The following is a 22,348-nucleotide window of genomic DNA, read 5'->3' as shown; positions in this document are numbered from 1 at the left end:
AGCAGTCCGAGCCGCTCGCCGGTCACCACGAAAGGCGCCCCCCTCATGTCCGAGACCCCTCAGCTCCCCGCCGTCAGCCGCGAATGGCACCTGGTCGCCCGCCCGGTCGGCTGGCCCAAGCCGGAGGACTTCGCCCTGGTCGAGGCGGAGATCCCGCAGCCGGGCGAGGGACAGGTCCTGGTGCGGAACAAGTACGTCTCCGTCGACCCGTACATGCGCGGCCGCATGAGCGACGCGAAGTCGTACGTCGCCCCCTTCGAGCTGGGCAAGGTCATGCAGGCCGGCGCGGTCGGCGAGGTCGTCGTCTCCAAGGCCGAGGGGATCGAGGTCGGCGACCACGTCCTGCACTTCTTCGGCTGGCGCGAGTACGCCGTCGTGGACGCCAAGCAGGCCGTCAAGGTGGACTCGCAGGCCGCGCCGCTGTCGACGTACCTCGGCGTCCTCGGCATGACGGGCCTGACCGCCTACGCCGGTCTGCTGCGCACCGCCTCCTTCAAGGAGGGCGACTCCGTCTTCGTGTCCGGTGCCGCCGGTGCCGTGGGTAGCCAGGTAGGCCAGATCGCCAAGCTCAAGGGCGCCTCGCGGGTCATCGGGTCGGCGGGCTCGGACGAGAAGGTCAAGCTGCTCGTCGAGGAGTACGGCTTCGACGCCGCCTTCAACTACAAGAACGGCCCGGTGAGCGAGCAACTGCGCGAGGCCGCCCCGGACGGCGTCGACGTCTACTTCGACAACGTCGGCGGCGACCACCTCGAAGCCGCCGTCGGCTCCCTCAACCGGGACGGCCGCATCGCGGTCTGCGGCATGATCTCCGTCTACAACAGCACCGAGCCCGTCCCCGGCCCGAAGAACCTCGCCCGCCTCATCGCGACCCGTGGCCGCATCGAGGGCTTCCTGGTCAGCGATCACTACGACCTGCAGCCGCAGTTCGTCCAGGAGGTCGGCGCCTGGGTTCGCTCCGGCGAGCTCAAGTACCGCGAGACGGTCGTCGAGGGCATCGAGAACAACCTGGAGGCGTTCTTCGGAGTCCTGCGCGGCGACAACATCGGCAAGATGATCGTCAAGCTCTGAGTCCCGGCATGACGGAGGCCGCACCCCGGGACATGGGGTGCGGCCACTGCCCGTATCACCGGCCGAGGGATCAGGACACGGTCAGCAACGCCCGTCCCACCTGCGGGAATTCACCCTTCGGGTGATCGCGGAAGAGGGGTTCCGTGCCGAACAGGACGGCATGCGGACCGCTGACGACCGAGGCCTGGCCCCCGGCCGCCGCGGGGCCGCCGGTGCCGTCGTCCTGGGGCCGCCAGTGGCCGGAGACAAGCGGATTGCCGGTCGCGTACGCCTGCTCGACGCGGACCCCGGGACCGAGGTCGGTGAACCAGACGGGCGCGTACACAAAGCTGTGATCGGGAGCGCCCGCCGTCACGGAACCGCCCGAATTCACCACGCGCACCACGCCGTTGGCGTCACCGTTGCCCTCGACCGGTGTCGCGGCGAGCAGGCCGACGGCGGAGTTGAGCGCGGCGCCGGTGGCTCCGCGGCCGACGAGACCGTGCGTGCCGAGGAACGCGTCGAGGGCGGCCCGCGCGGTCGCGTTCAACCGGGCGCGATCCAGCCCCGACGACACGAACAGCACGTCCGCCGTGGACCAGTCGAAGCCCGCGTTGAGGATCGCCGTCGACACCGGGACGACGTCGAAGTTCATCTCACGCAGGGCGAAGAGCTCACCTGGGGTGACGGCCGCGGCGACCCGCACACGGTGCAGCGTGGTCCCCTGCGACACCTTGGTCGCGTCGAAGGCGACGTCGTATGCGCGGGCGAGGGCGGCGGCCTTCGTACGGGCCGACGCGGGCACGACCACACTGCCGTCCGCCTGCTGCCGTACCGAAACGCCTTGCTGGAGAAGGGAGTTGAGGGCCGCGATCTCCTGCGGGCTGTCGAGTCGCAGACGTAGATCGCCGCGCGGGGCGACATGGCCGACCCGCGTGGCCGCCTCCACCGTACGGGCCCCGACCGCCGACAGACTGCCGTCCTGCACGGGCACGACCGTCGCGCCCCACAGTCGGCCCAGGCTCCAGCCCGAGATGTCGTACATCACCGACACCTTGTCGCTGATGTCCGTCCCGTCCGCGAGCAGGACATTGGCCAGGCCGCGTTTGGGCTGGTGCAGGTCGACGACGTACGACCCCTTCGGGTACGAGCGTCCGGCGAGCCGGAAGTCGTGGGTCGCGCGGGTGACCCGTACGTCATTGGCGAGCAGATGGTCGACCAGACGCGCGGCGGCCGTGGCCGAGCGCTGCCCGGCGCCCGCCGGAATCACGTACGCGCGCGGGAAGTCGGTCGTGTAGACGTCCTCCGGGCCGATGCCCGGGACGCCCGGGACCGTCTCGGCGGAGACCGGAACCTGGGCGGCGCCCGTCGCGCCGCGCCGGAAGACCTCGATCTGGTCGGCGATGAGGGAGGTCCGGTGCGTCCGCGTGTAGTCGAGGGTCGCGCTCATGGCCGCGCCGGCCACGTCCACGTTGATGGCGGAGCGGCGGCGGAGTTCGTCGACGGGCAGGGTGTTGTACACCGCGTTGTTCACGGCGAGGGGGATCTCCACGGTGTGCGCGGCGACCGTGCCATGGAACGCCGCGTACTGGGGTGTGAAGATCGGCGGCCAGTCGTCCCAGCCCTCCTGCTGGTCGCGGAACGGGATCTGGGCCGGCTCGACGCCGTCCTTCGCGGGTGTGTAGCCGAGGCCGTTGACGGCCGCTTCCATGCCCAGCGCGTTGGCGTAGGTGTTCTTCAGGAAGAGGTCGTACTCGTAGTTCTCGCCGTGCGGCGGGGTCGTCGGCTCGATGAGGGTGCCGTTGACATAGCCGTGCAGGTCGAGCATGACGGCCGGCTGCTTGTCGATCATTATCTGCCGCATCGCGCGCACCTCGGGCTGGGAGGCGGTGACGAAGTCGCGGTTCATGTCGAAGCCCGCCGCGTTGGCGCGGGTGCCCGCGATACGGCCGTCCGGGTTCGCCGTGATGTTGAAGTAGAGGCGGTTGTGGGCGAGGAGATCGCTGGTCTTCGCGTCCTTCGCGGTCGCGAGCTGTTCGATCAGCTCCAGCGCGGCGTCCGTGCCCTCCCACTCGTTGCCGTGGATGTTGTTGTTGAAGAAGACGGGCGTCTTGTACGTCGCCTTGATGGCCCGGTCCTTGGCCGCCGCGCCGGGCGCGTTCTCGATGAGCTCGCGCATCCGCTCCTGGGCGCGGGTCTGGCCGGTGGACTCCGGCGCGGTGACGGTGACCAGGAACAGACGGTGACCGCCCGCCGAGCGGCCCGCGATCTCCACGCTGACCCGGTCGCCGAGCTGTTGCAGGGCGTTCAGCTTCGGGGCGATCGCGTGATACGGCGTCAGGCCCAGCTTGATCGACTTGTCGGCCGGGTCCTCCGGGTCCGGGGTGAGGACCTGTTCGCGGGGGTAACCGCGGGCGGCCGAGGAAAGGTCGGTGACGGAGGCGTCGAGGGCGTTGCGGGTGGCACTCGCGGGGGTTCTCGCGGCGCCTTGCGTCAGGGCGGATCCTTCGCGGACCGGTGGGTTGCGGTCCGCGGTGGCGCTGTGCGGGGAGAGGAGAAGTGATCCGGTCGCGGTCGCGGTGACGGTGGCGATCAGGACAGGTCTCGGCAGGCGCACGCGTCGTACCTCCAGAGGGGGTGCCTGAGATCGGGTCAGTAATCGGGTTCGTCGTTGGGTCAGTAATCGGGTCAGTACAGGTCGGTATCGGTACGGCGAGGTGTACCCGTTCGACTCCTCCGCAACAAGAGGGCCTTGGCGGCACGGCTGTCCCCGATGCCCCGAATGGCGCATGCCCGGCGGGCCGGAGGGGGCATGCTGACAGTGGGCGCCGGCGCGACGGACGGCCGGGCAGGCCCTCAGGGCAACGCGCATGGCGAGGAGGGCCCATGTCCCCGATTCCGTCGCTCCCCAGCAGGGATGACGTGCTGCGCATGGCACGCAACACGACCGACATCACCGGCCAACTCCTCGACACCGCCGGGAACATCACCAAAATCGCCATCAACACGTTCGACCCCCGGGACGGATCGGGTGCCGAGGTGCTGCGGGTGCTCCGACAGACCACGGCCGAACTCGCCGAGGCGAGCGCCTCTCCGCAGGCGCAGGAGGCGTTCTACCGGATCGTGGACACGCTGACCCGGTTAGGCACCAGTGGGGCGCCGCTCGCCTCGCATCCCGTGAGCGCACCGGCGCAGGCGCTGCTGGCCGCGCTGGGGGACAGTCTGCTGCCGGTCCTCGACGCGGTGGAGCCCGCGGTGGCGGAGGCGGCGGACGCGGTGGCGGAGCTGATGGACGCGGGCTCGCCGTTGCTGCCGGCGGTGGCGGGGGTGGCGGCGGGGGTGCTGCTCGCGTTGACGCCGGTGGTGCGTGCGGCGGCGGATGTTCTCCGTGACTCCTCTCCCGAACTGCGGCGTATCGCGGATGCGTTGACGGCCGCGCTGGCTCCGTTGCTGCCGCTGCAGGTGGCGCTGGCGGAGCGGGCGGCCGCGGCGGGGGTGGGGGTCGTGCGGGCCGCGCTGCCGCCGCTGGCCGACCTCACGGAGGCGGGGGCGGCCGTGGCGGGTGCGGTCCGGCCGCTGCTCATCGCGAGCGAGGAGGTCTTTGTTGCCGGGCTGGAACAGCTGCAGCCGGTGCTGCTGGGGTCGGCGGCGCGGGCGGGGCGGGTGGCTCGGGCGGCGGCGGTGCGGGTGTCGGCGGCGGTGTCGCCTGCGGCGGAGCGGGGGGTTGTGGTGGCGGTGACGCCGGCGTAGCGGTTTGTTTCGCCCCCGCCGCCCCTACCCATTTCCGTCCCCTGGGGGCTCCGCCCCCAGACCCCCGCTTCGGCCTGGACGGCCTCGTCCTCAAACGCCGGACGGGCTGAAAGACTGCCGGTTGGCGCTGAAAACCTTCAAGCGCCGCCCGGCATCATCCAGCCCGTCCGGCGTTTGAGGACGAGCCCTTCGGGCGAGCGGGGGTCTGGGGCAGAGCCCCCAGGGATGGGATGGGACGGGTAGGGGCGGCGGGGGCGGAAAACCTCCCCCCAGCCCCCGGTAGAGTGCCCGCATGCGTGATCTCGGGGTGGGCTTCAACTACCTGATAAAGGGCCAGCGATGGGTGGCCAGGCACGGAAAGCAGTACGGGTTCGGCCTGCTCCCGGGCCTGATCACCCTCGTGCTGTACGCGGCGGCACTCGTCGCCCTGGCCATCTACGGCGAAGACTTCGTCACCTGGGCCACCCCCTTCGCCGACGACTGGTCCAGCCCCTGGCTGGGCCTCTTCCGCGGCTTCCTCACCGCCGTCCTGTTCGCCCTCGCCCTCCTCCTCTCCGTCCTCACCTTCACCGCGATCACGCTCCTCATCGGCCAGCCCTTCTACGAGTCCCTCTCGGAGAAGGTCGACCGCGATGTCTCCCCGGACGGCACGGCCCCCGAGTCGGGCCTGCCCCTCTGGCGCGAGCTGTTGATCTCGGGGAGGGACAGCCTCCGGATCGTCGTGCGGGCGGTCCTCTGGGGCGTCCTGCTCTTCGCACTCGGCTTCGTTCCGTTCCTCGGCCAGACGGTCGTACCGGTGATCGGCTTCTTCGTCACCGGGTTCTTCCTCACGGAGGAACTGACGGCCGTGGCCATGCAACGCCGCCGCGTCGAACTCCGCGACCGCCTCACCCTGCTCCGTTCCCGCAAGATGCTGGTCTGGGGCTTCGGCGCCCCCTTGGGCGTCGCCTTCCTGGTCCCCTTCGTCGCCGTGTTCCTGATGCCCGGCGCGGTGGCGGGCGCCACGCTGATGGCGCGTGACCTGCTGGGCGAGGAGACCGCCGAGGACGACGACGCCCGAGAAGAGGCGGAGGTCACCCGGTGACCGAGATACTCGCCGTCGCCGTCATCACGGTCCTGGCCGTCATCGCCCCCGGCGCCGACTTCGCGATGGTCGTCCGCAACAGCTACCTCTACGGCCGCCGGACCGGCCTGTTCGCCGCCATCGGCGTCGCCGCAGGCGTCCTCGTGCACATCACGTACACGATGCTCGGCGTGGGGATTCTGATCGCCTCCTCGACCGCCCTGTTCACCGTGATCAAGCTGATCGGCGCGGCCTACCTCGTCTACATCGGCGTACGCACCTTCCGCACCCGCGGCGAGGTCGAGGTCGACCTGGAGAACAAGGCGGAGCTGACGCCGGTCGCCGCCCTGCGCGCCGGCTTCTTGACCAATGTCCTCAACCCGAAGACGACCCTGTTCGTCGTGTCGACCTTCGCGCAGGTCGTCAGCCCCGGCACCCCGGTCTACCAGCAGGTGGGCTACGGGCTGTTCATGTCCTTCGCCCACCTGCTGTGGTTCGGCGTCGTCGCCGTCTTCTTCTCGCACGCCCGGATGCGGACGCTGATGCTGCGCGGCCAGAAGGTCCTGAACAAGGTGATCGGCTCCGTCCTGGCCGGCCTCGGCATCAGCCTCGCGTTCGCGCCGTCGCACTAGCCGTGGCATCCGCCGCCACCGTCAGGATCGCCCGCACCTGAGCGATGATGTCCAGCCGGTTGCGCACGAAGTCCGGATCGGTGACCGTCCCGGTGGCCGGGTCCGTGTTGCCCGTGCCGAACTGGAGCACGGGGGTGTGGACGTGCCCGCCGGGCAGGGTGCCGTGCAGGCCGAGACGGTCGCGCAGCAGCGTGGCGCGGTACGCGATCTCGTTGGAGAGGTAGTTGCCACCGCCCCCGGCGCGGGCCGTCGAACCCGGGGTGGGGCCGTCGGGGCGTACGACCGGATCGGTGCCGCCCGCCGGGATCTCGGTCACCGACGTGTTGTCGTACACGGGGAAGCGGCCGGTGTTCGCGGCGACGATCTCCTCGTACGGGAGGGTTGTCGACGTCCACTGCGGCTGCGAGGCAGGGTCGGTGACCGGGACGGTCTCGGTCCGGGAGACGTTCTCGTTGTCCGGGAAGCCGCCCCGCCAGGCCCCGTTGGTCCGCTCCACGTCGAACCGGCCGACGCGGCCCTGGCTCACCGTCGTGAGCAGGTCCAGGTGCGGCAGCTGCCCCCGCAGCGTCCGCTCCACCGATCCGTCGGCGAAGTCCTGCCAACGGACCGGGAACACGGCGGTCTCGATGCGCGCCGGACCGTCCGCGGTCCGGATCGTCGTCCCGTCGAGGGCGAGGGCGGTGGCTCCGGACGGGTTGGAGATCCGGATGTCGCGGTCAAGTGTGAACGGGTCGAATCCGGTGACCAGGATGCGCTTCACGCCCTTGGCCCGCGGATAGTGGATCGCCCGCTGCCCGCGCGAATTCTGCTCCAACTCATTGAGCAGCTCGGCGCGCTGGGCGTCCGTGAGATCGAACTCCGGCTCCCACTCCCGCACTTCACGCGTCATGCCCAGTCGCGCCCAGTACAGCGGCCGGTCGTCGTCCCGGCTCAGGTCGCCGCCCGCCGGACCCCGGCCCTGCGCACGGTCGACGGCCCGCTGCCACAACCGCGAGCCCTGTCGTACGACGACACGCTCGGCCTGCGCGTACGAGTTCACCCGCGCGAGCGCCCGCGCGAACTCCGGCGCCACGGAGTCGAATCCGGAGCGCCGCAGGATCTCCTGGGGCGCGGCCTTGTCGAGCCGCTGCTCCTCGACGGTGAGGGTGACGGCGGCTGAGGCGGTGGGCGCTGTGGCGAGCCCCGCCACCAGGGCAAGGCCGAGCAAACCGATCCGAACGCGTATATGAGTCAAGGGAGTTCGAGCCTTCCGTCGCCGTGGGGAGGAGTCGGACGGCGGCAGTATCCCGTGACGGCTGGGGCGTACGCCATGGTGCGTGACTCAGGTGGCTCGCGTGCCGGGGGTCCTCGCCGCTGAGTCTCGCAGCGCGGCCGCCCCTTCAGGCCGGACGCGCTCATCGAGATCGAGGTCGAGATCGCGGCCGCGGTGCCGGTCGTGGCAGAGGCTCAGGGTTCTCCGAGTTCTCCGGTTTCTTCGGTTTCTCCGAGCAGCGTCAGAAAGTCACGGAACGCGGCCGGCATGTCCACCGAGCCGGGATCCAGCAGCCACTGAAACTGGAGCCCGTCCATCACCGCCACGAGCAGCGGAGCGGCGCGCTCCGGAGTGAGCCCGCTCGGCAGTCGCTCCCCGTACTCGGCGCGCAGCACCTGTGCCATGCTCGCGCGCACGGTGACGTACCGCCGGGTGAAGAACTCGCGCGCCGGATGCCCTTCCGTGACGCTCTCGCCGAGCAGCGCCGAGAAGGTCTGCACGATGCCGGGCCGCATCGCGTTGTACTCGGCGAGCGAGCCGAGCAGATCGAGCCGCCACTGGCCCTCGGGGACGGAGTCCCACTGGTCGCGTTCCCTGAGGACGGCGACGAGCAGGGCGTCCTTGGTCGGGAAGTAGTGCAGCAGACCCTGCTGGGTGAGGCCCACGCGCTCGGCGACCGCGGCCATGCTCGCGCCCCGGTAGCCGCGCTCGGCGATCACCTCCAGGGCCGCGCGCACGATCTCCGCGCGCCGCTCCTCGCCCCTGGTCCTGGTCGCCATGAGGTCACCGTACGGCATCCGATCACGCCATATATAACGGCAATATTACGGAACTTACCGCCCTACAGGGAAAAGAGTGCAGGATGGAGGCGCCCAACGGCTTTCGACGAGAGGTGGCCGCCATGGCGGAGACAGCACGGACGGGGCAGGACCAGGCCCGCGAGGCCGTCGTCGAGGCGGCGCTCGGCAAGCTCGACCTGGACGCGAAGGCGAGGCTGCTCGCCGGGCAGGACATGTGGTCGCTGCCCGCGCTCCCCGAGATCGGGCTGCGGTCGCTGGTCATGTCCGACGGCCCGATCGGCGTACGGGGCGTCCACTGGACCGCCGACGACCCGTCCATCGCGCTCCCGTCCCCGACCGCGCTCGCCGCCACCTGGGACCCGGCCCTGGCCCACCGTGCCGGCACCCTCCTCGCCCAGGAGGCCCGCCGCAAGCACGTCCACGTGCTGCTCGCGCCCACGGTCAACCTGCACCGCTCCCCGCTCGGCGGCCGCCACTTCGAGGCCTACAGCGAGGACCCGTATCTGACCGGCGAGATCGGCGCCGGCTATGTGCGGGGCGTGCAGTCCGGCGGTGTCGGCACCACCGTCAAGCACTTCGTCGCCAACGACGCCGAGACCGACCGCTTCACGGTGAACAACCTGGTCTCCGAACGCGCCCTGCGGGAGCTCTACCTGGCCCCCTTCGAGGCCATCGTGGAGAACGCCCACCCCTGGGGCATCATGACCGCCTACAACAGGGTCAACGGCACCACGATGACCGAGCACCGCCACCTCGTGAACGACATCCTGCGCGGCGAATGGGGCTTCGACGGCTTCAACGTCTCCGACTGGATGGCCGCTCGCTCCACGGTCGGTGCCATCGAGGGCGGCCTCGACGTCGCCATGCCCGGCCCCAGGACGGTGTACGGCGAGGCGCTCGCCGCCGCCGTCCGAGGCGGCGAGGTCGAGGAGGCGAAGGTCGACGAGGCCGTCCGCAACGTCCTGCGGCTCGCCGCCCGCGTCGGCATCCTTCAGGGCGCCGAACCGGTCGTCACCGAGCTGCCCGAGACCGTGGACGGCGAGGCCCTCGCCCGCGAGATTGCCCGCCGCGCCTTCGTCCTCGTACGCAACGAGGCACGCAGGGAGGCACGCAGCGACGCACGCAACGAGGCACGCAACGACGCCCGCGACGGGGAACGCGCCCTCCCGCTGAAGCCGGGCACGGTCGCGCTGATCGGCGCCGCCGCCCGCGACGCCCGCGTCCTTGGCGGCGGCTCCGCCACCGTTTTCCCCTCCCACGTCGTCTCGCCCCTCGACGGCCTCACCGACGCCCTCCCCGAGGGCACCCTCACCTACGCCGTCGGCGCCGACCCGAACGAGGAACTCGCCGTCGTCGACAAGGGGTTCGAGCTGCGCGCCGTCTGCCGCGACGCCGACGGCACGGTCATCGGCACCGGCGCCGCGCCGAACGGTCAGATCCAGTGGTTCGGCAGCGACCTCCCCGAGGGCGTCACCCACGCGGCCCTGCGCACCGTCGAACTGGCGGGCTCCTTCACCCCGCGCGAGAGCGGCGCGCACACCTTCGGCATCAAGGGCCTCGGCGCGTTCACCCTCACCATCGGCGGCACGACCTACTTCGACGACGTCCAGCGCACCGACAAGGAGGACCCCTTCGAGGCGTTCTTCGGCGCCCCGGTGCCGCGCGCCCAGGCCGAACTGACCGCGGGCGAACCCGTCGACGTCTCCCTCACCTACGTCGTCATCCTCCCGGAGGGCGCCCCGTTGAAGTCGATCAGCTTCGCACTCGCCCACCAGGAGCCGCGGCGCGACGGTGACGAGCTGATCGCCGAGGCGGTCGAGGCGGCCCGCGCCGCCGACACCGCCGTCGTCGTGGTCGCCACCACCGACCGCGTCGAGTCCGAGGGCTTCGACCGGCGGGACCTGCGGCTGCCGGGCCGCCAGGACGAGTTGGTGCGCGCCGTCGCCGCCGCCAACCCGAACACCGTCGTCGTCGTCAACTCCGGCTCCCCCGTGGAGTTGCCCTGGCGCGACGAGGTCGCCGCGGTACTGCTCACCTGGTTCCCCGGCCAGGAGGGCGGCGCCGCCCTCGCCGACGTCCTCACCGGCGCCCACGAGCCCGGCGGCCGGCTACCCACCACCTGGGGTTCCTTCGCGGACGCCCCGGTCACCCAGGTGACCCCCACCGACGGCGCACTCCCTTACACGGAGGGCGCGTTCATCGGCTACCGCGCCTGGGAGCAGCAGGGCAGGACCCCCTCGTACGCCTTCGGCCACGGCCTCGGCTACACCGACTGGACGTACGAGTCGATCGAGCTCACCGGCACGACGGTCACGGTCCGCGTCCGCAACTCCGGCACGCGCGCCGGGCGCGAGGTCGTCCAGGTCTACCTCGCGCCGACCGAGTCCGACGCCGAGCGCCCGGCCCACCGGCTCGCCGCCTTCGCGGGTATCGAGGCCGGCCCGGGCGAGAGCGTCGAGGCCGTCCTCGACCTCCCGCGCCGCGCCTTCGAGATCTGGGACGAGAGCTCCGGCACATGGCTGTTTGTGAAGGGTTCGTACGAAATCCAGGCGAGTCGCTCGATCACCGACCACAGGCTCGCTGCGACGATTAACGTCTGAGTCGGGAGCCGGGACAGGCTCCCCACCAAGCAGCCCCGGTCCGGACCCTGACATCTGGGCCGGGGCTCAATTCTGGTCCCGGTCCTGGTCCTGGTCCCGGCTCAGTTCCGTACGGAGAACCCGTAGACCGTCTCCGAGGTGTACACCTCACCCGGCCGCAGCTCCGTGCTCGGGAACTCGGGCCGGTTGGGGGAGTCCGGGAAGTGCTGGGTCTCCAGCGCGATGCCTTCGCCGGGGGCGAAGGGGTCGCTCAGGTGGTCGGCGGTGTACAGCTGGAGCCCGGGTTCGGTGGTCGCGACGGTCAGCGTCCGTCCGGAGGCCGGGTCGTGCAGCTCCGCGACCTCGACGGCGCTCGCCGTCAGCCCCTTGTCGAGCGCGAAGTTGTGGTCGTACCCGGCGCCCACCTTCCGCGCCGCGCGGAAGTCGAAGCGCGTACGGTCGACGGATTCCAGCGCGCCGGTGGGGATCAGATCCGCGTCCACCGGGGTCAGCCGCGAGGCGGCGACGCGGAGTTCGTGCCCGCCCGCGTTCCCCGAGCCGCTCAGGTTCCAGTACGTGTGGTTCGTCAGGTTCACCACGGTCGGCGCGTCCGTGACCGCCTCGTACGCGATCCGCAGCGCGCCCGCCTCGTCCAGCGTGTACGTCGCGGAGATCTCCAGGAGGCCAGGGAAGCCCTCCTCGCCGTGCGGGGAGACCCGGGTGAGCCGCAGCCCGTGCTCGACCGGCTCCGCGTCCCACACCCGCTTGTCGAAGCCCTTCTCGCCGCCGTGCAGGGAGTTGGGGCCGTTGTTCAGCGCCAGGTGGTACGTCCGGCCGTCGAGCGGGAAGCGGCCACCGGCGATCCGGTTCGCGTACCGCCCGACCAGCGCTCCCAAGTACGGCTCCGGGTGCCCGACATAGCCGTCGACGTCCCCGAACCCCAGCACCACGTCCACGCGGCGCCCGTCCCGGTCGGGCACCTCGACCGACTGCACGATCCCGCCGTACGTCAGGATCCGCACCCGCACCCCGGCGCGCTCGAGCGTCCAGCGGTGGACCGGGGTGCCGTCGGGAAGGGTGCCGAAGAGTTCGCTGTGCATGATCACAAGCGTAGGCCCTGTCGGTGCGGAGCCCGGCTAGACCACCGGGTTCTTCGCGGTCACCACCCGATAGGCCATCTCCGCGAGCCGCGCCTGCCCGTTCTTGCTCGGGTGGAACCAGTCCCAGTGGCTCAGCTGATCCGTGCCGAAGCGGTAGTCGAAGACCGCGCCCCCGTCGAAGCGGCAGTGCTGGTCCTTGGCGCACACGTCCTTCAGGACCTCGTTGTACGCCTCCACCCGGTCCTGCACCTGCGCGCGCCGCCGCGTCGCCGCCGAGTCCATCGAGTCCGCGTCCGCCAGCATCGACGGGCAGATGCCCAGCTTCCAGATCTGCTTGCCCAGCTGGTTGCCGCGCCCCTGGGACCAGAGCCGCTTCAGGTCCGGCACGCTCGACACATACACCTGGGTCCCGGGCAGCGCGTCGCGCAGCGTCTCCATCGCGTCCTCGAACGCGGTACGGAGGTCGGCGACGGACGTCATCGCCGACAGCGACGAACGGCAGGCGTCGTTGGCGCCGGCCATGACCGTCACCAACTGCGGCTTCTTGGCGGCGGCCTGCGCCATCTGACCCGGAAGATCCGCCATGCGGGCCCCCGTCGCCGCGTAGTTCCAGCTGCGCTCGGCGGCCCCGGCCCGCCCGAGCAGACGTACGGCGAGACTCTTGACCTCCGGGTCGCTGCCGGTCGCCCAGGACGCCTCGGGACAGTCGGACAGCACGGTGCAGGCGTCGAAGCCGCGTGTGATGGAGTCCCCGACGGCGGCCACCGACCGCGGACTGCGGTCCCAGGTCGGCGTGGGCTTCGGGGACGGCGCCGCCTTCGCCGTGGTGCTGTTCGGGCCGGGGGAGTTGTCACCGACGGCGTCGCACCCCGCTACGCCCAGGACGGCCGCCGCCGTGACGGCGAGGACCGCCCGCGAACGGTGACTACGGTTGCGCATCCCCTGGTCCCCTCTTTCGTTGTGCACGGCAGCACCGCGTCCCCATGGGTGAAACCTTGGTGTTTCCCGACGCCTGGACCGACGGTACGTCACACTCCTTGCCCCGCCGCACGGTAGCCTCGCCACGTGGCCGCCCTGCCACTGCCGTTCCGCTAAGTTACAAGATGTCTCGCTCTGTCCGGAGGCCCCAGTGACGACACGTGGAGTTCTCTACGTGCACTCCGCGCCCCGTGCGCTGTGCCCGCACGTCGAGTGGGCGGTCGCGGGTGTGCTCGGTACACGCGTCAGCCTCGACTGGATCCGGCAGCCCGCCGCGCCGGGCAACTGGAGATCCGAGTTCTCCTGGAAGGGCGAGGTGGGCACCGCCTCCAAACTCGCCTCCGCGCTGCGCGGCTGGCAGCTGCTGCGCTTCGAGGTCACCGCCGAGCCCTGCCCCACGGCCGAGGGCGAGCGCTACAGCTGCACCCCCGAGCTGGGCATCTTCCACGCCGTCACCGGAATCCACGGCGACATCCTGATCCCCGAGGACCGTCTGCGCGCCGCCCTGCTCCGCTCCCAACGCGGCGAAACAGTCCTGGAATCCGAACTCGCCACGCTCCTCGGCAAGCCCTGGGACGACGAGCTGGAGCCCTTCCGCTACGCGGGCGAGGGCGCCCCGGTCCGCTGGCTGCACCAGGTGGTCTGAGGTCTTTCAGGGGCGCGGGGCTGCGACATGGTGCGGCTCCGCCGCGTGGACGCGACAAGCCCCCACCGTCCCGCACCCGACCAACAAACACGTGGCCCGGACTCCCGAAGGAGCCCGGGCCACACGCCGGTTCAGTACGACTACGCCCGATGTCAGACCGACCGGAACGCCAACACCACGTTGTGCCCACCGAACCCGAACGAATCGTTCAGCGCGGCGATCCGCCCCTCGACAGGCAGCTTGCGCGCCTCCCCACGGACGATGTCGGCGTGGGCCTCGGCCTCGGGGTCGAGGTTGTCGATGTTGATGGTCGGCGGAGCGATCCGGTGGTACAGAGCGAGCACGGACGCGACCGACTCCACACCACCCGCACCACCGAGCAGATGACCCGTCATCGACTTGGTCGCGGAGACCGCCATGTGGTCGGCATCGTCACCGAACACCTTGCGCAGCGCCTTCAGTTCGGCCACGTCACCGGCCGGCGTCGAGGTCGCGTGCGCGTTCACGTGCACGATCTCGGCCGGGTCCAGGTCGGTGTTGTCGAGCAGGTTCTGCAGGGCGTGCGAGATGCCACGCCCCTCCGGCTCGGGCTGCACGATGTCGTGGCCGTCGGCGGAGATGCCCTGGCCGACCGCCTCCGCGTACACGCGGGCACCGCGCTTGGCGGCGTGCTCGGCCGACTCCAGGACGACGACGCCCGCACCCTCACCGAGGACGAAGCCGTCGCGTGCGACGTCGTAGGGGCGCGAGGCACCCTGCGGGTCGTCGTTGTTCTTGGACATCGCCATCATGTTGCCGAACGCGGCGATGGGCAGCGGGTGGATGGCCGCTTCCGTACCACCGGCGACGACCACGTCGGCCCGGCCGGTGCGGATCATCTCGATGGCGTAGCCGATGGCCTCGGCGCCCGACGCGCAGGCGGAGACCGGCGTGTGCACGCCCGCGCGGGCGCCCACGGCGAGGCCCACGTTGGCGGACGGGCCGTTCGGCATCAGCATGGGGACGGTGTGCGGGGAGACGCGGCGGACGCCCTTCTCCTTCAGCACGTCGTACTGGTCGAGCAGGGTCGTCACGCCACCGATGCCGGAGGCGATGACGGTGCCGAGCCGGTCCGGATCGACAGCCGGGTCCTCGCCCGCCTTGTCGGTGTAACCGGCGTCGGCCCAGGCCTCCTTGGCCGCGATCAGCGCGAACTGCGCCGAGCGGTCCAGACGGCGGGCCTGCGGGCGAGGAATGACCTCGCCCGGCTCCACGGCGATCTGCGCCGCGATACGGACCGCCTGGTCGGCGGCCCAGTCCTGCTCCAGGGCACGGACACCGGAACGTCCGGCGACCAGGCCCTCCCAGGTCGAGGCTGCGTCGCCACCCAGCGGTGTGGTTGCGCCGATACCGGTGACGACCACGGTGCGATTGGTCGGGCTCACGGGAATTCTTTCTCCAACGGATACGAGGATTCAGCGGCGCCACCGCCGGGTGGCGGGGCAACGGACTGATCAGTGGACCGGGCCGGGCCCGATCCCGGGGATCAGGCCTGGTTCTTGAGGATGTAGTCGGTCGCGTCGCCGACGGTCTTGAGGTTCTTGACGTCGTCGTCCGGGATCTTGACGTCGAAGCGCTCTTCGGCGGCGACGACGACCTCGACCATGGACAGCGAGTCGACGTCCAGGTCGTCGGTGAAGGACTTGTCCAGCTGGACGTCCTCGGTGGGGATCCCGGCGATCTCGTTCACGATCTCGGCGAGACCTTCGACGATCTCTTCCTGAGTGGCGGCCATGTCAGGCGCTCCTTCGGTATGTATCCAGAGGGTTGGCGGTATTCCGTACGGACCGGATGATCCGGCACGGAGTGCCTAGGGGAGGGTAACGACCGTCGCGGCGTACACGAGACCCGCCCCGAAGCCGATGACGAGCGCGGTGTCGCCGCTCTTCGCCTCGCCGGTCGCCAGGAGCCGCTCCATCGCGAGCGGGATCGAGGCGGCCGAGGTGTTGCCGGTGGTACGCACATCACGCGCGACCGTGACGTGCTCCGGCAGTTTCAACGTCTTCACCATCGAGTCGATGATCCGCTCGTTGGCCTGGTGGGGAATGAAGACATCCAGGTCGTCCGGGACGATACCGGCCGCGTCCAGCGCCTGCTGGGCGACCTTCGCCATCTCGAACACGGCCCAGCGGAACACCGCCTGGCCCTCCTGCGTGATCGCAGGGAACTTGATCTCGCCCTTGGAGTCGCGCGGCAGGGCGGACAGGTCCGAGGCGCGGAACTCGTCCCACGGCACGGTCTGCTTGATCGTGCCGGACTTGTCGCCCTCGGAACCCCACACGGTCGGGCCGATGTGCGGCTCGTCGGAGGGGCCCACGACGACCGCACCCGCGCCGTCGCCGAACAGGAAGGCCGTCGCACGGTCCTCCAGGTCGGTCAGGTCGGACAGCCGCTCGACGCCGATGACAAGGACGTACTCCGCGGAGCCCTCCACGACCATGCCCTTGGCGAGGGTGAGGCCGTAGCCGAAGCCCGCGCAGCCGGCCGAGATGTCGAAGGCGGCGGCCTTCCGGGTGCCGATCTTGTCGGCGATCTCGGTGGCGACGGCCGGGGTCTGGCTGAAGTGCGACACGGTGGAGACGACGACCGCGCCGATCTGTTCGGCGGTGACCCCGGCGTCGGCGATCGCCTTGCCGGACGCCTCGATCGACATCGCGGCGACGGTCTCCTCGTCGTTCGCCCAGTGCCGGGTCTCGATGCCGGAGCGCGAGCGGATCCACTCGTCGGACGAGTCGATCGTCTCGAGGATCACCTCGTTGGGCACCACCCGGACCGGGCGGTAGCCGCCCACGCCCAGGATCCGCGCGTACGGGGCGCCCTTGCTGGGCTTGATCTTCGACATGCTCTCGGGCTCCTTGTCAGGCGCTGTGCTCAGCGATGAGCTCGCGAGCCGCGTCGAGGTCGTCGGGGGTCTTCAGCGCCAACGTCTTGACGCCGGGCAGCGCGCGCTTGGCGAGGCCGGTGAGGGTGCCGCCGGGGCACACCTCGATCAGCGCGTTCACGCCGAGCTCCGTGAACGTCGCCATGCACAGGTCCCAGCGGACCGGGTTGGCGACCTGGCCGACCAGCCGCTGAAGGACGTCGGCGCCGGTCGCGACGGCCTGGCCGTCCTTGTTCGACACGTAGGTGATCTTCGGATCGGCCGGTGTCAGGCCTGCGGCGGCCTGTGCCAGCACCTCGACCGCGGGCGCCATGTGGTGCGTGTGGAACGCGCCGGCGACCTTCAGGGCCACGACCTTGCGCACACCCTCGGGCTTGTCCTCGGCGAGCGTGGCGAGCTGCTCGACGGTACCGGCGGCCACGATCTGGCCCGCGCCGTTCACGTTCGCCGGGGTCAGGCCCAGCTTCTCCAGGTGCGCGACGGTCGTCTCGGGGTCCCCGCCGAGCAGCGCCGACATACCGGTCTCGGTGACGGCGGCGGCCTCGGCCATGGCCAGACCCCGGGTGCGGACGAGCCGCAGCGCGGCCGTGTCGTCGAGCACTCCCGCGAACGCGGCCGCGGTGATCTCACCGACGCTGTGGCCGGCGACGGCACCGGGGGCGATGTCACCGAGTGCCGAGGCCGAGAGGAGTCCGGCGGCGACCAGCAGCGGCTGCGCGACGGCCGTGTCACGGATCGCGTCCGCGTCGGCCCGCGTGCCGTAGTGGGCAAGGTCGAGCCCGATGGCGTCCGACCACGCGGCGACGCGGTCGGCGGCACCGGGGAGTTCGAGCCAAGGAGTCAGGAAGCCGGGCGTCTGAGCGCCCTGGCCGGGAGCGACGAGTACGAGCACTCTCACACTCTCTCTTGTGGACGGCCACGGCCGCCCGTGGGGACAGGGACGAAGAACACGAAGGGGAATTGTAGGTCCCCGACAAAGAGCTAAGCCTGGGGATCCCCGTCGGCCAGACGCCCCAGGATCAGCGCGATCCGCAATGTGAACGCGGATCGTACATCCGAAGGCGACCAGCCGGTGACGTCAGTCACACGTCGGAGCCGGTAGCGCACGGTGTTGGGGTGAACGAAGAGCATCCTGGCCGCGCCTTCCAGGCTGCTCGCCTGTTCCAGATAGACACTGAGCGTTTCCAGCAGTGCGGAGCCGGCTTCTTCCAGTGGTCTGTAGATCTCCTCCACCAGTTGCTCACGCGCCGCAGGGTCCCCGGCGATCGCGCGCTCCGGCAGCAGGTCGTCCGCGAGAACCGGGCGCGGGGCGTCCTGCCAGGCGAAACACGCCTTCAGCCCGGCGGCGGCGGCCTGCGCGGAGCGGGTCGCGGCAAGCAGATCGGGCACGATCGGCCCGGCCACGACGGGTCCGGCCGCATACGGCCCGATCAGCGACTTGGCCACCCCGAGCGGATTGTCGTTGCCCCCCGCGATGACGACGAGCCGGTCCCCGAGCACACCGGTCAGCACCTGGAGCTTGGCGTGCCGCGCGGCCCGCCGAATCGCCTCGACGGTCAGCTCGCTGTCACCGTCGGGCGCCGTACCCAGCACCACGCAGACATGTTCGGGCGAATTCCAGCCGAGGGCCGCGGCGCGGGAGACGGCACCCTCGTCTGCCTCCCCGCTGAGGACGGCGTTGACGACGAGCGACTCCAGCCGGGCGTCCCAGGCACCCCGTGCCTCCGCCGCCTGCGCGTACACCTGGGCGGTGGCGAAGGCGATCTCCCGGGCGTACACGAGCAGCGCCTCACGCAGCACGTTCTCGTCACCGGGGGCGGCCACCTCGTCGATGGCGCTTTCCATGACCTCGATCGTGGTCCGCACCATCTCGACGGTCTGGCGCAGGGTGATGGCCCTGGTCAGCTCGCGCGGCGCGGTGCCGAACACATCGGTGGAGATGGCCTGCGGGGCATCGGGATGCCGGAACCACTCCGTGAAGGCGGCGATACCGGCCTGTGCCACCAACCCGATCCAGGAACGGTTCTCCGGGGGCATGGCCCGGTACCACGGCAGCGTGTCGTCCATCCGCGTGATGGCCTGCGCGGCGAGCTTTCCGGACGACCTCTCCAGCCGCTTCAGGGTCGCGGAGTGCGCGTGGACGTCGCGCGCCGGGCGCTCGGGTTTGCTGGATTCGGGTTCGGGCACGGGACAAGACTGCCTTATCAGGACGGAGGTGTGCGGCGGCGGGTCGCAAGTAAGCGCGGGGGTGGGCGTCGGGCCGGGGCTACGGTGGTGGATGTGATGGACGTCCGCCGCGCCGACGAGCGCTACCGCGGAGGGGACCCGGCGGCCGGGATCTCCTCGCTCCACGCTTTTTCCTTCGGCCCGCACTACGACCCGGACAACCTCCGCTTCGGTGCGGTGATCGCCTGCAACGAGGAGTGGCTCGCACCTGGCGCCGGCTTCGACGAGCATCCGCACAGCCACACCGAGATCGTCACGTGGGTGGTCGAGGGCGAGCTGACCCACCGCGACTCGACCGGGCGCGAGTCGCTGGTTCGCCCCGGCGACGTCCAGCACCTCAGCGCGGCGGCCGGGGTCCGGCACGTCGAACGCAACGACGGTTCGGAGCCGCTCGCCTTCGTGCAGATGTGGCTGGCTCCGTTGTCGCCCGGCGGGGACCCGTCCTACGAGGTCGTCCACGGCATCGCGGACTCCACGCCGTACGCGGTTCCGCAGGCGGGGGCGATGCTTCATGTACGGCGCCTGGCGGCGGGGGAGCGGACGGCGGTGCCCGATGCGGCGTTCGTCTACGCCCATGTCGTGCGGGGCGAAGTTCTGCTGGACGGTGAGGAGTTGGGGCCGGGGGATGCCGCGCGCATCACGGACGCCAAGGATCTGGAGGCCCTGGCGGGCGCCCCCGCGGAGCTCCTCCTATGGGAACTGACCCCGAGCTGACCCACCCGACCGGGTTTCTCGCCCCCGCCGCCCTTACCCTCCCCCAAGCTCTCGGCTTCGCTCGAGCAGGGGGGACCCCCATCGTCCCTGGGGGCTGCCGCCCCCAGACCCCCGCTTCGGCCTGGACGGCTGTAGGCCCGCAATCGGAATGTCCTGTTCCGTCATGGTGACCTGGGCTTCATCCGCCGTCTCATTCGAGGGACACGGCATTTCTGTCTCACGATCTTGTCCTTTTGCGGCGTCCGACCCGCCATTCGGAGGATTCCGTCCCGGTCCGAACGGAGTCAGAGAGCCGTACCGCAGCGGAGCATGGCGCGGCCGCTCTCGCCGGAGGAGGCGCTGCGCGGCGTCGGACTCCGCCTCGGCGTACACGTAGACCGTTGTCAGATGTTGAATCCCGAACTCGTACTGACAGGCGTCATCGCCGAGTGTGGCACGGGTGCTGTCCCGGGCCGCGGTGGGCAAGGCAGCGAGCTGGTGATCGGGATGGGGTCGGCGATTGCGCCTGCCCAAGTCGCGGCACACGCCGTGTGCCCCGTAGATCCTGTCGTTTCGGGGATAACAGGCGAGCGCCGCGCGTCGCCTTCACAAGGCCCTCCGGTGTCGCATTCGAGCGGTCCAGAGAGGCCCCAAGGTGTCCTCTAGAGGGTGTCTGAGAAGCCCCGGTCAGGGCAGGCGGGTTGGAGTCCCTGCGCTGATGGCGGCTGAGGTGGCCGAGGAGCGGCGCGGGTATCCGACGGATCTGTCCGACGTGGAGTGGGAAGTCCAAGTGGTTCTGTGGGGTGCCAAGTTGTGGGAGTTGCTGATCCGGTTCGGGTGGGCGGACCTGCGGCGGCGGATGTGTACCTACGCGCAGAGCCCGTGGGTGCGGTGGACCGGGGTAACGGCTGGCAGTGGCCAAGCATGCAGGTCATGACGGACCGGGAGGGTCAGGAGTGGCGTCTTCGCCGCCTGCTCGAAGAGGCCGGCAGTGGCTACGTCCTTGCTGTCCCCAAGCCTCCGCATTCCCGGGAATTGGCGGAACGACGGGCTCATCCACGAGGCGCCCCCTGATGCCGGGGAGCGTCCCTCCTGCGGGTGCGGACCCCCGGCCCGTGTTGTGGTGGCACCGCCGTAGTCGCCTCATGTCGTAAGAGGTGACCCGCTCACGGGCGCAGCGCCCCGGTGTCATTCTCCCGTAACGCATCGTTATCAGGCGTGAAATGTCCGCGAGAGGTGCCGCGTTGGGCCCGCAAGGCCGTCGTCCGCCCGGACGGAAGAACCTGGCCGATCGGACCGGAAGCGTGGCCGGTCGGCCGACGCGGAGCCGGAGAACGCTGCCTAGCGTCCTTCTCAGCAGGTAACACCATGGAGAGGAAGGCAGCCCGATGGATCAGCGAACGTCCGACCGCGACGCTGGCGTGACCACCGAGTTCGAGAGGGACGTCGTCAAGCTCTTGCTGGGGGCGATGCGCGCGGTGGACAAGCAGGAACGCGAGGACGTCGGTACGGAAAGCGTGCTGTATGCGCTCGTGTCGGGTGACTCGGCCGCGGGTTCCGCGATCGCATCCGGGATGAGGGCCTCCGGCTCGCTCGGCGGTTCGATCGGGTGCCGGGGGACATCCGTGTGGGTCAGCGAGGACGCGGGTGACGGCACGGCGGGAAGCCCGGACGACGAGCGGGAGATCGACGCCTTCTGGCGGGAGGTCCGGCTGGAGGAGGCCAAGAGGCTGCGCTGGAAGAATCGGAAGCAGAAGGAGGAGCAGGGGCAGGGGCAGGGGCAGGAAAGCCTTGAACTCCCGCCGATGACCGCCGCGTTGCGGACCTGTCTGCGCAAGGCGCTGGAGGCCGCACGGGAGGAGGGCACCGTTTCCGTGCGCGTCCGGCATGTGGCGCGCGCACTGGTCGGGCTGCCCGATACGCGTGCCCGCGAGGCCATGGTGCTGGAGAAGGTGGACGTCCCGGCTGCCTCGATGGCGCTCGACGCGTTGCGGGGGAGCGACGAAGTACCGGAGCCCGGCTCGGTGTTGATCCTGCGCAAGGCGGGGACGTTCGGGAAGAGCGGTAATCCGCTGACCCGGAAGTTCACCGCCTGGATATTCGGGGGCGGCGCCGGGTTCGGCTCCGCAGTCGTGGGTGCGGTGCGCACGGAGGCACCACGGGGGGCGGTGCGGCGCGGGGCGTCGGAGATGGAACCCGTCGATGTGCTGCTGGGTATCCTGGCGCTGGACCGGTCGTTGACCGTCGCGGGGCGTGAGCTGCCCGAGAAGCTGACGGGAGCGAACCAGGGGGCCGCACTCCTGCGCCGGCACGGCGTACGGCAGGAGGCTGTCACCCGGGTGCTGCTTCCCGCCACCGGGGTCGCGGAGGAGGAGCCCCGGGAGGTCCGCGGCCACGCCGACTTCGAACGGCGGCTCCTGCACGTCACCCAGTTCACCGCCTCCGCTCAGGGCTCGCCCACGGTCGGCACGACCCACCTGCTGGCCGCGCTGCTGGACAAGGGGACGGACGCGGAGTCCGGGGCGGAGATCGAGCGTGTGCTGATAGAGAGCGGGGCGGACGTCGCCGGGCTGCGGGCGGAGCCGGAGCTCCGGGTCCCGGGCGGAGTGGCACAGGCGTCCTGACGCATCCGCAGCCGCAGTGGTCCGCCAACGCGTACGAC

At 70.7% G+C, this 22,348-nt stretch carries 18 protein-coding genes and 2 pseudogenes; 10 read left to right on the top strand and 10 right to left on the bottom strand.

Features of this window, described 5'->3' with window-relative positions:
• Window positions 1–45: 45 nt before the first annotated feature.
• Window positions 46–1,068 carry an NADP-dependent oxidoreductase gene (locus ACX28W_RS23140; protein ID WP_459001084.1) on the top strand — a complete coding sequence of 341 codons (1,023 nt, stop codon included), beginning with the start codon at window positions 46–48 and terminating at the stop codon, window positions 1,066–1,068.
• Window positions 1,069–1,138: 70 nt separating this feature from the next.
• Here the strand turns inward: ACX28W_RS23140 and ACX28W_RS23135 are convergent, their stop codons facing one another.
• Window positions 1,139–3,664 carry a M14 family zinc carboxypeptidase gene (locus tag ACX28W_RS23135; RefSeq protein WP_459001082.1) on the bottom strand — a complete coding sequence of 842 codons (2,526 nt, stop codon included), beginning with the start codon at window positions 3,662–3,664 and terminating at the stop codon, window positions 1,139–1,141.
• A 269-nt stretch (window positions 3,665–3,933) separates the two neighbouring features.
• Here ACX28W_RS23135 and ACX28W_RS23130 point away from each other — a divergent pair, with 269 nt between their 5' ends.
• The 4 genes and pseudogenes from ACX28W_RS23130 (at window position 3,934) to ACX28W_RS23115 (ending at window position 6,492) form a co-directional block, all read left to right on the top strand.
• Window positions 3,934–4,797, top strand: coding sequence for a hypothetical protein (locus ACX28W_RS23130; RefSeq protein ID WP_459001080.1), 864 nt, complete (start codon window positions 3,934–3,936; stop codon window positions 4,795–4,797).
• Window positions 4,761–4,909: pseudogene (locus ACX28W_RS23125) on the top strand (cobyrinate a,c-diamide synthase); the annotation flags it as partial. The gene ACX28W_RS23130 and the pseudogene ACX28W_RS23125, both read left to right, overlap by 37 nt.
• Before the next feature lie 180 nt (window positions 4,910–5,089).
• The gene (locus ACX28W_RS23120; protein ID WP_459001078.1) at window positions 5,090–5,881 is read left to right on the top strand and encodes an EI24 domain-containing protein; all 792 of its coding nucleotides are present in this window, start codon (window positions 5,090–5,092) and stop codon (window positions 5,879–5,881) included.
• Complete coding sequence (locus ACX28W_RS23115) at window positions 5,878–6,492, top strand: LysE family translocator (RefSeq protein WP_459001076.1); 615 nt, start codon at window positions 5,878–5,880, stop codon at window positions 6,490–6,492. Before ACX28W_RS23120 ends, ACX28W_RS23115 begins: the two co-directional genes overlap by 4 nt.
• Here ACX28W_RS23115 and ACX28W_RS23110 read toward each other — a convergent pair.
• Both ACX28W_RS23110 and ACX28W_RS23105 read right to left on the bottom strand, forming a co-directional pair.
• A complete protein-coding gene (locus ACX28W_RS23110; protein WP_459001074.1) occupies window positions 6,464–7,726 on the bottom strand; it encodes a pyroglutamyl-peptidase I in 1,263 nt (420 codons plus the stop codon). The two genes, ACX28W_RS23115 and ACX28W_RS23110, sit on opposite strands and share 29 nt — an antisense overlap.
• Window positions 7,727–7,938: 212 nt before the next feature.
• Window positions 7,939–8,541 (bottom strand): TetR/AcrR family transcriptional regulator, encoded by a 603-nt coding sequence (locus ACX28W_RS23105; RefSeq protein ID WP_459001073.1) that lies wholly within the window; start codon window positions 8,539–8,541, stop codon window positions 7,939–7,941.
• Window positions 8,542–8,645: 104 nt separating this feature from the next.
• Between ACX28W_RS23105 and ACX28W_RS23100 the strand changes: the two genes are divergently transcribed.
• Complete coding sequence (locus tag ACX28W_RS23100) at window positions 8,646–11,144, top strand: beta-glucosidase family protein (RefSeq protein WP_459001071.1); 2,499 nt, start codon at window positions 8,646–8,648, stop codon at window positions 11,142–11,144.
• Window positions 11,145–11,245: 101 nt separating this feature from the next.
• On the opposite strand, the gene ACX28W_RS23095 is transcribed toward ACX28W_RS23100, so the two are convergent.
• On the bottom strand, window positions 11,246–12,223 hold the full coding sequence (locus tag ACX28W_RS23095) for an aldose epimerase family protein (protein WP_459001069.1): 978 nt from the start codon (window positions 12,221–12,223) through the stop codon (window positions 11,246–11,248).
• A gap of 36 nt (window positions 12,224–12,259) precedes the next feature.
• Entirely contained in the window at window positions 12,260–13,162 is a 903-nt protein-coding gene (locus tag ACX28W_RS23090) for an SGNH/GDSL hydrolase family protein (protein WP_459001067.1), read from the bottom strand.
• Window positions 13,163–13,352: 190 nt separating this feature from the next.
• Here ACX28W_RS23090 and ACX28W_RS23085 point away from each other — a divergent pair, with 190 nt between their 5' ends.
• Window positions 13,353–13,847: a DUF3145 domain-containing protein gene (locus tag ACX28W_RS23085; protein ID WP_459001065.1), complete on the top strand. Its 495-nt coding sequence runs from the start codon at window positions 13,353–13,355 to the stop codon at window positions 13,845–13,847.
• Between the two features lie 152 nt (window positions 13,848–13,999).
• Here ACX28W_RS23085 and ACX28W_RS23080 read toward each other — a convergent pair whose 3' ends face one another.
• From ACX28W_RS23080 to ACX28W_RS23060, 5 genes are all read right to left on the bottom strand, one after another.
• Window positions 14,000–15,271 (bottom strand): beta-ketoacyl-[acyl-carrier-protein] synthase family protein, encoded by a 1,272-nt coding sequence (locus ACX28W_RS23080; RefSeq protein WP_459001064.1) that lies wholly within the window; start codon window positions 15,269–15,271, stop codon window positions 14,000–14,002.
• A gap of 101 nt (window positions 15,272–15,372) precedes the next feature.
• Window positions 15,373–15,621, bottom strand: coding sequence for an acyl carrier protein (locus ACX28W_RS23075; protein ID WP_148013808.1), 249 nt, complete (start codon window positions 15,619–15,621; stop codon window positions 15,373–15,375).
• A 75-nt stretch (window positions 15,622–15,696) separates the two neighbouring features.
• Window positions 15,697–16,728 carry a beta-ketoacyl-ACP synthase 3 gene (locus ACX28W_RS23070; protein ID WP_459001062.1) on the bottom strand — a complete coding sequence of 344 codons (1,032 nt, stop codon included), beginning with the start codon at window positions 16,726–16,728 and terminating at the stop codon, window positions 15,697–15,699.
• Between the two features lie 16 nt (window positions 16,729–16,744).
• Window positions 16,745–17,659, bottom strand: a complete 915-nt coding sequence (locus tag ACX28W_RS23065; RefSeq protein ID WP_459001060.1) for an ACP S-malonyltransferase — start codon at window positions 17,657–17,659, stop codon at window positions 16,745–16,747.
• 89 nt (window positions 17,660–17,748) lie between these two features.
• On the bottom strand, window positions 17,749–18,954 hold the full coding sequence (locus ACX28W_RS23060) for a PucR family transcriptional regulator (protein WP_459001058.1): 1,206 nt from the start codon (window positions 18,952–18,954) through the stop codon (window positions 17,749–17,751).
• Between the two features lie 96 nt (window positions 18,955–19,050).
• Between ACX28W_RS23060 and ACX28W_RS23055 the strand changes: the two genes are divergently transcribed.
• The 3 genes and pseudogenes from ACX28W_RS23055 to ACX28W_RS23045 all read left to right on the top strand — a co-directional run bounded on the left by ACX28W_RS23055 (window position 19,051) and on the right by ACX28W_RS23045 (window position 22,310).
• Window positions 19,051–19,707, top strand: coding sequence for a pirin family protein (locus ACX28W_RS23055; protein WP_459001192.1), 657 nt, complete (start codon window positions 19,051–19,053; stop codon window positions 19,705–19,707).
• A 927-nt stretch (window positions 19,708–20,634) separates the two neighbouring features.
• Window positions 20,635–20,791: pseudogene (locus tag ACX28W_RS23050) on the top strand (IS701 family transposase); the annotation flags it as partial.
• Window positions 20,792–21,074: 283 nt separating this feature from the next.
• On the top strand, window positions 21,075–22,310 hold the full coding sequence (locus ACX28W_RS23045) for a hypothetical protein (RefSeq protein WP_459001057.1): 1,236 nt from the start codon (window positions 21,075–21,077) through the stop codon (window positions 22,308–22,310).
• The last annotated feature ends 38 nt before the right edge of the window (window positions 22,311–22,348 follow it).

The sequence above is a fragment of the Streptomyces sp. SD15 genome (genome assembly GCF_054462255.1).
This window is presented reverse-complemented; position numbering and strand designations above follow the sequence as displayed.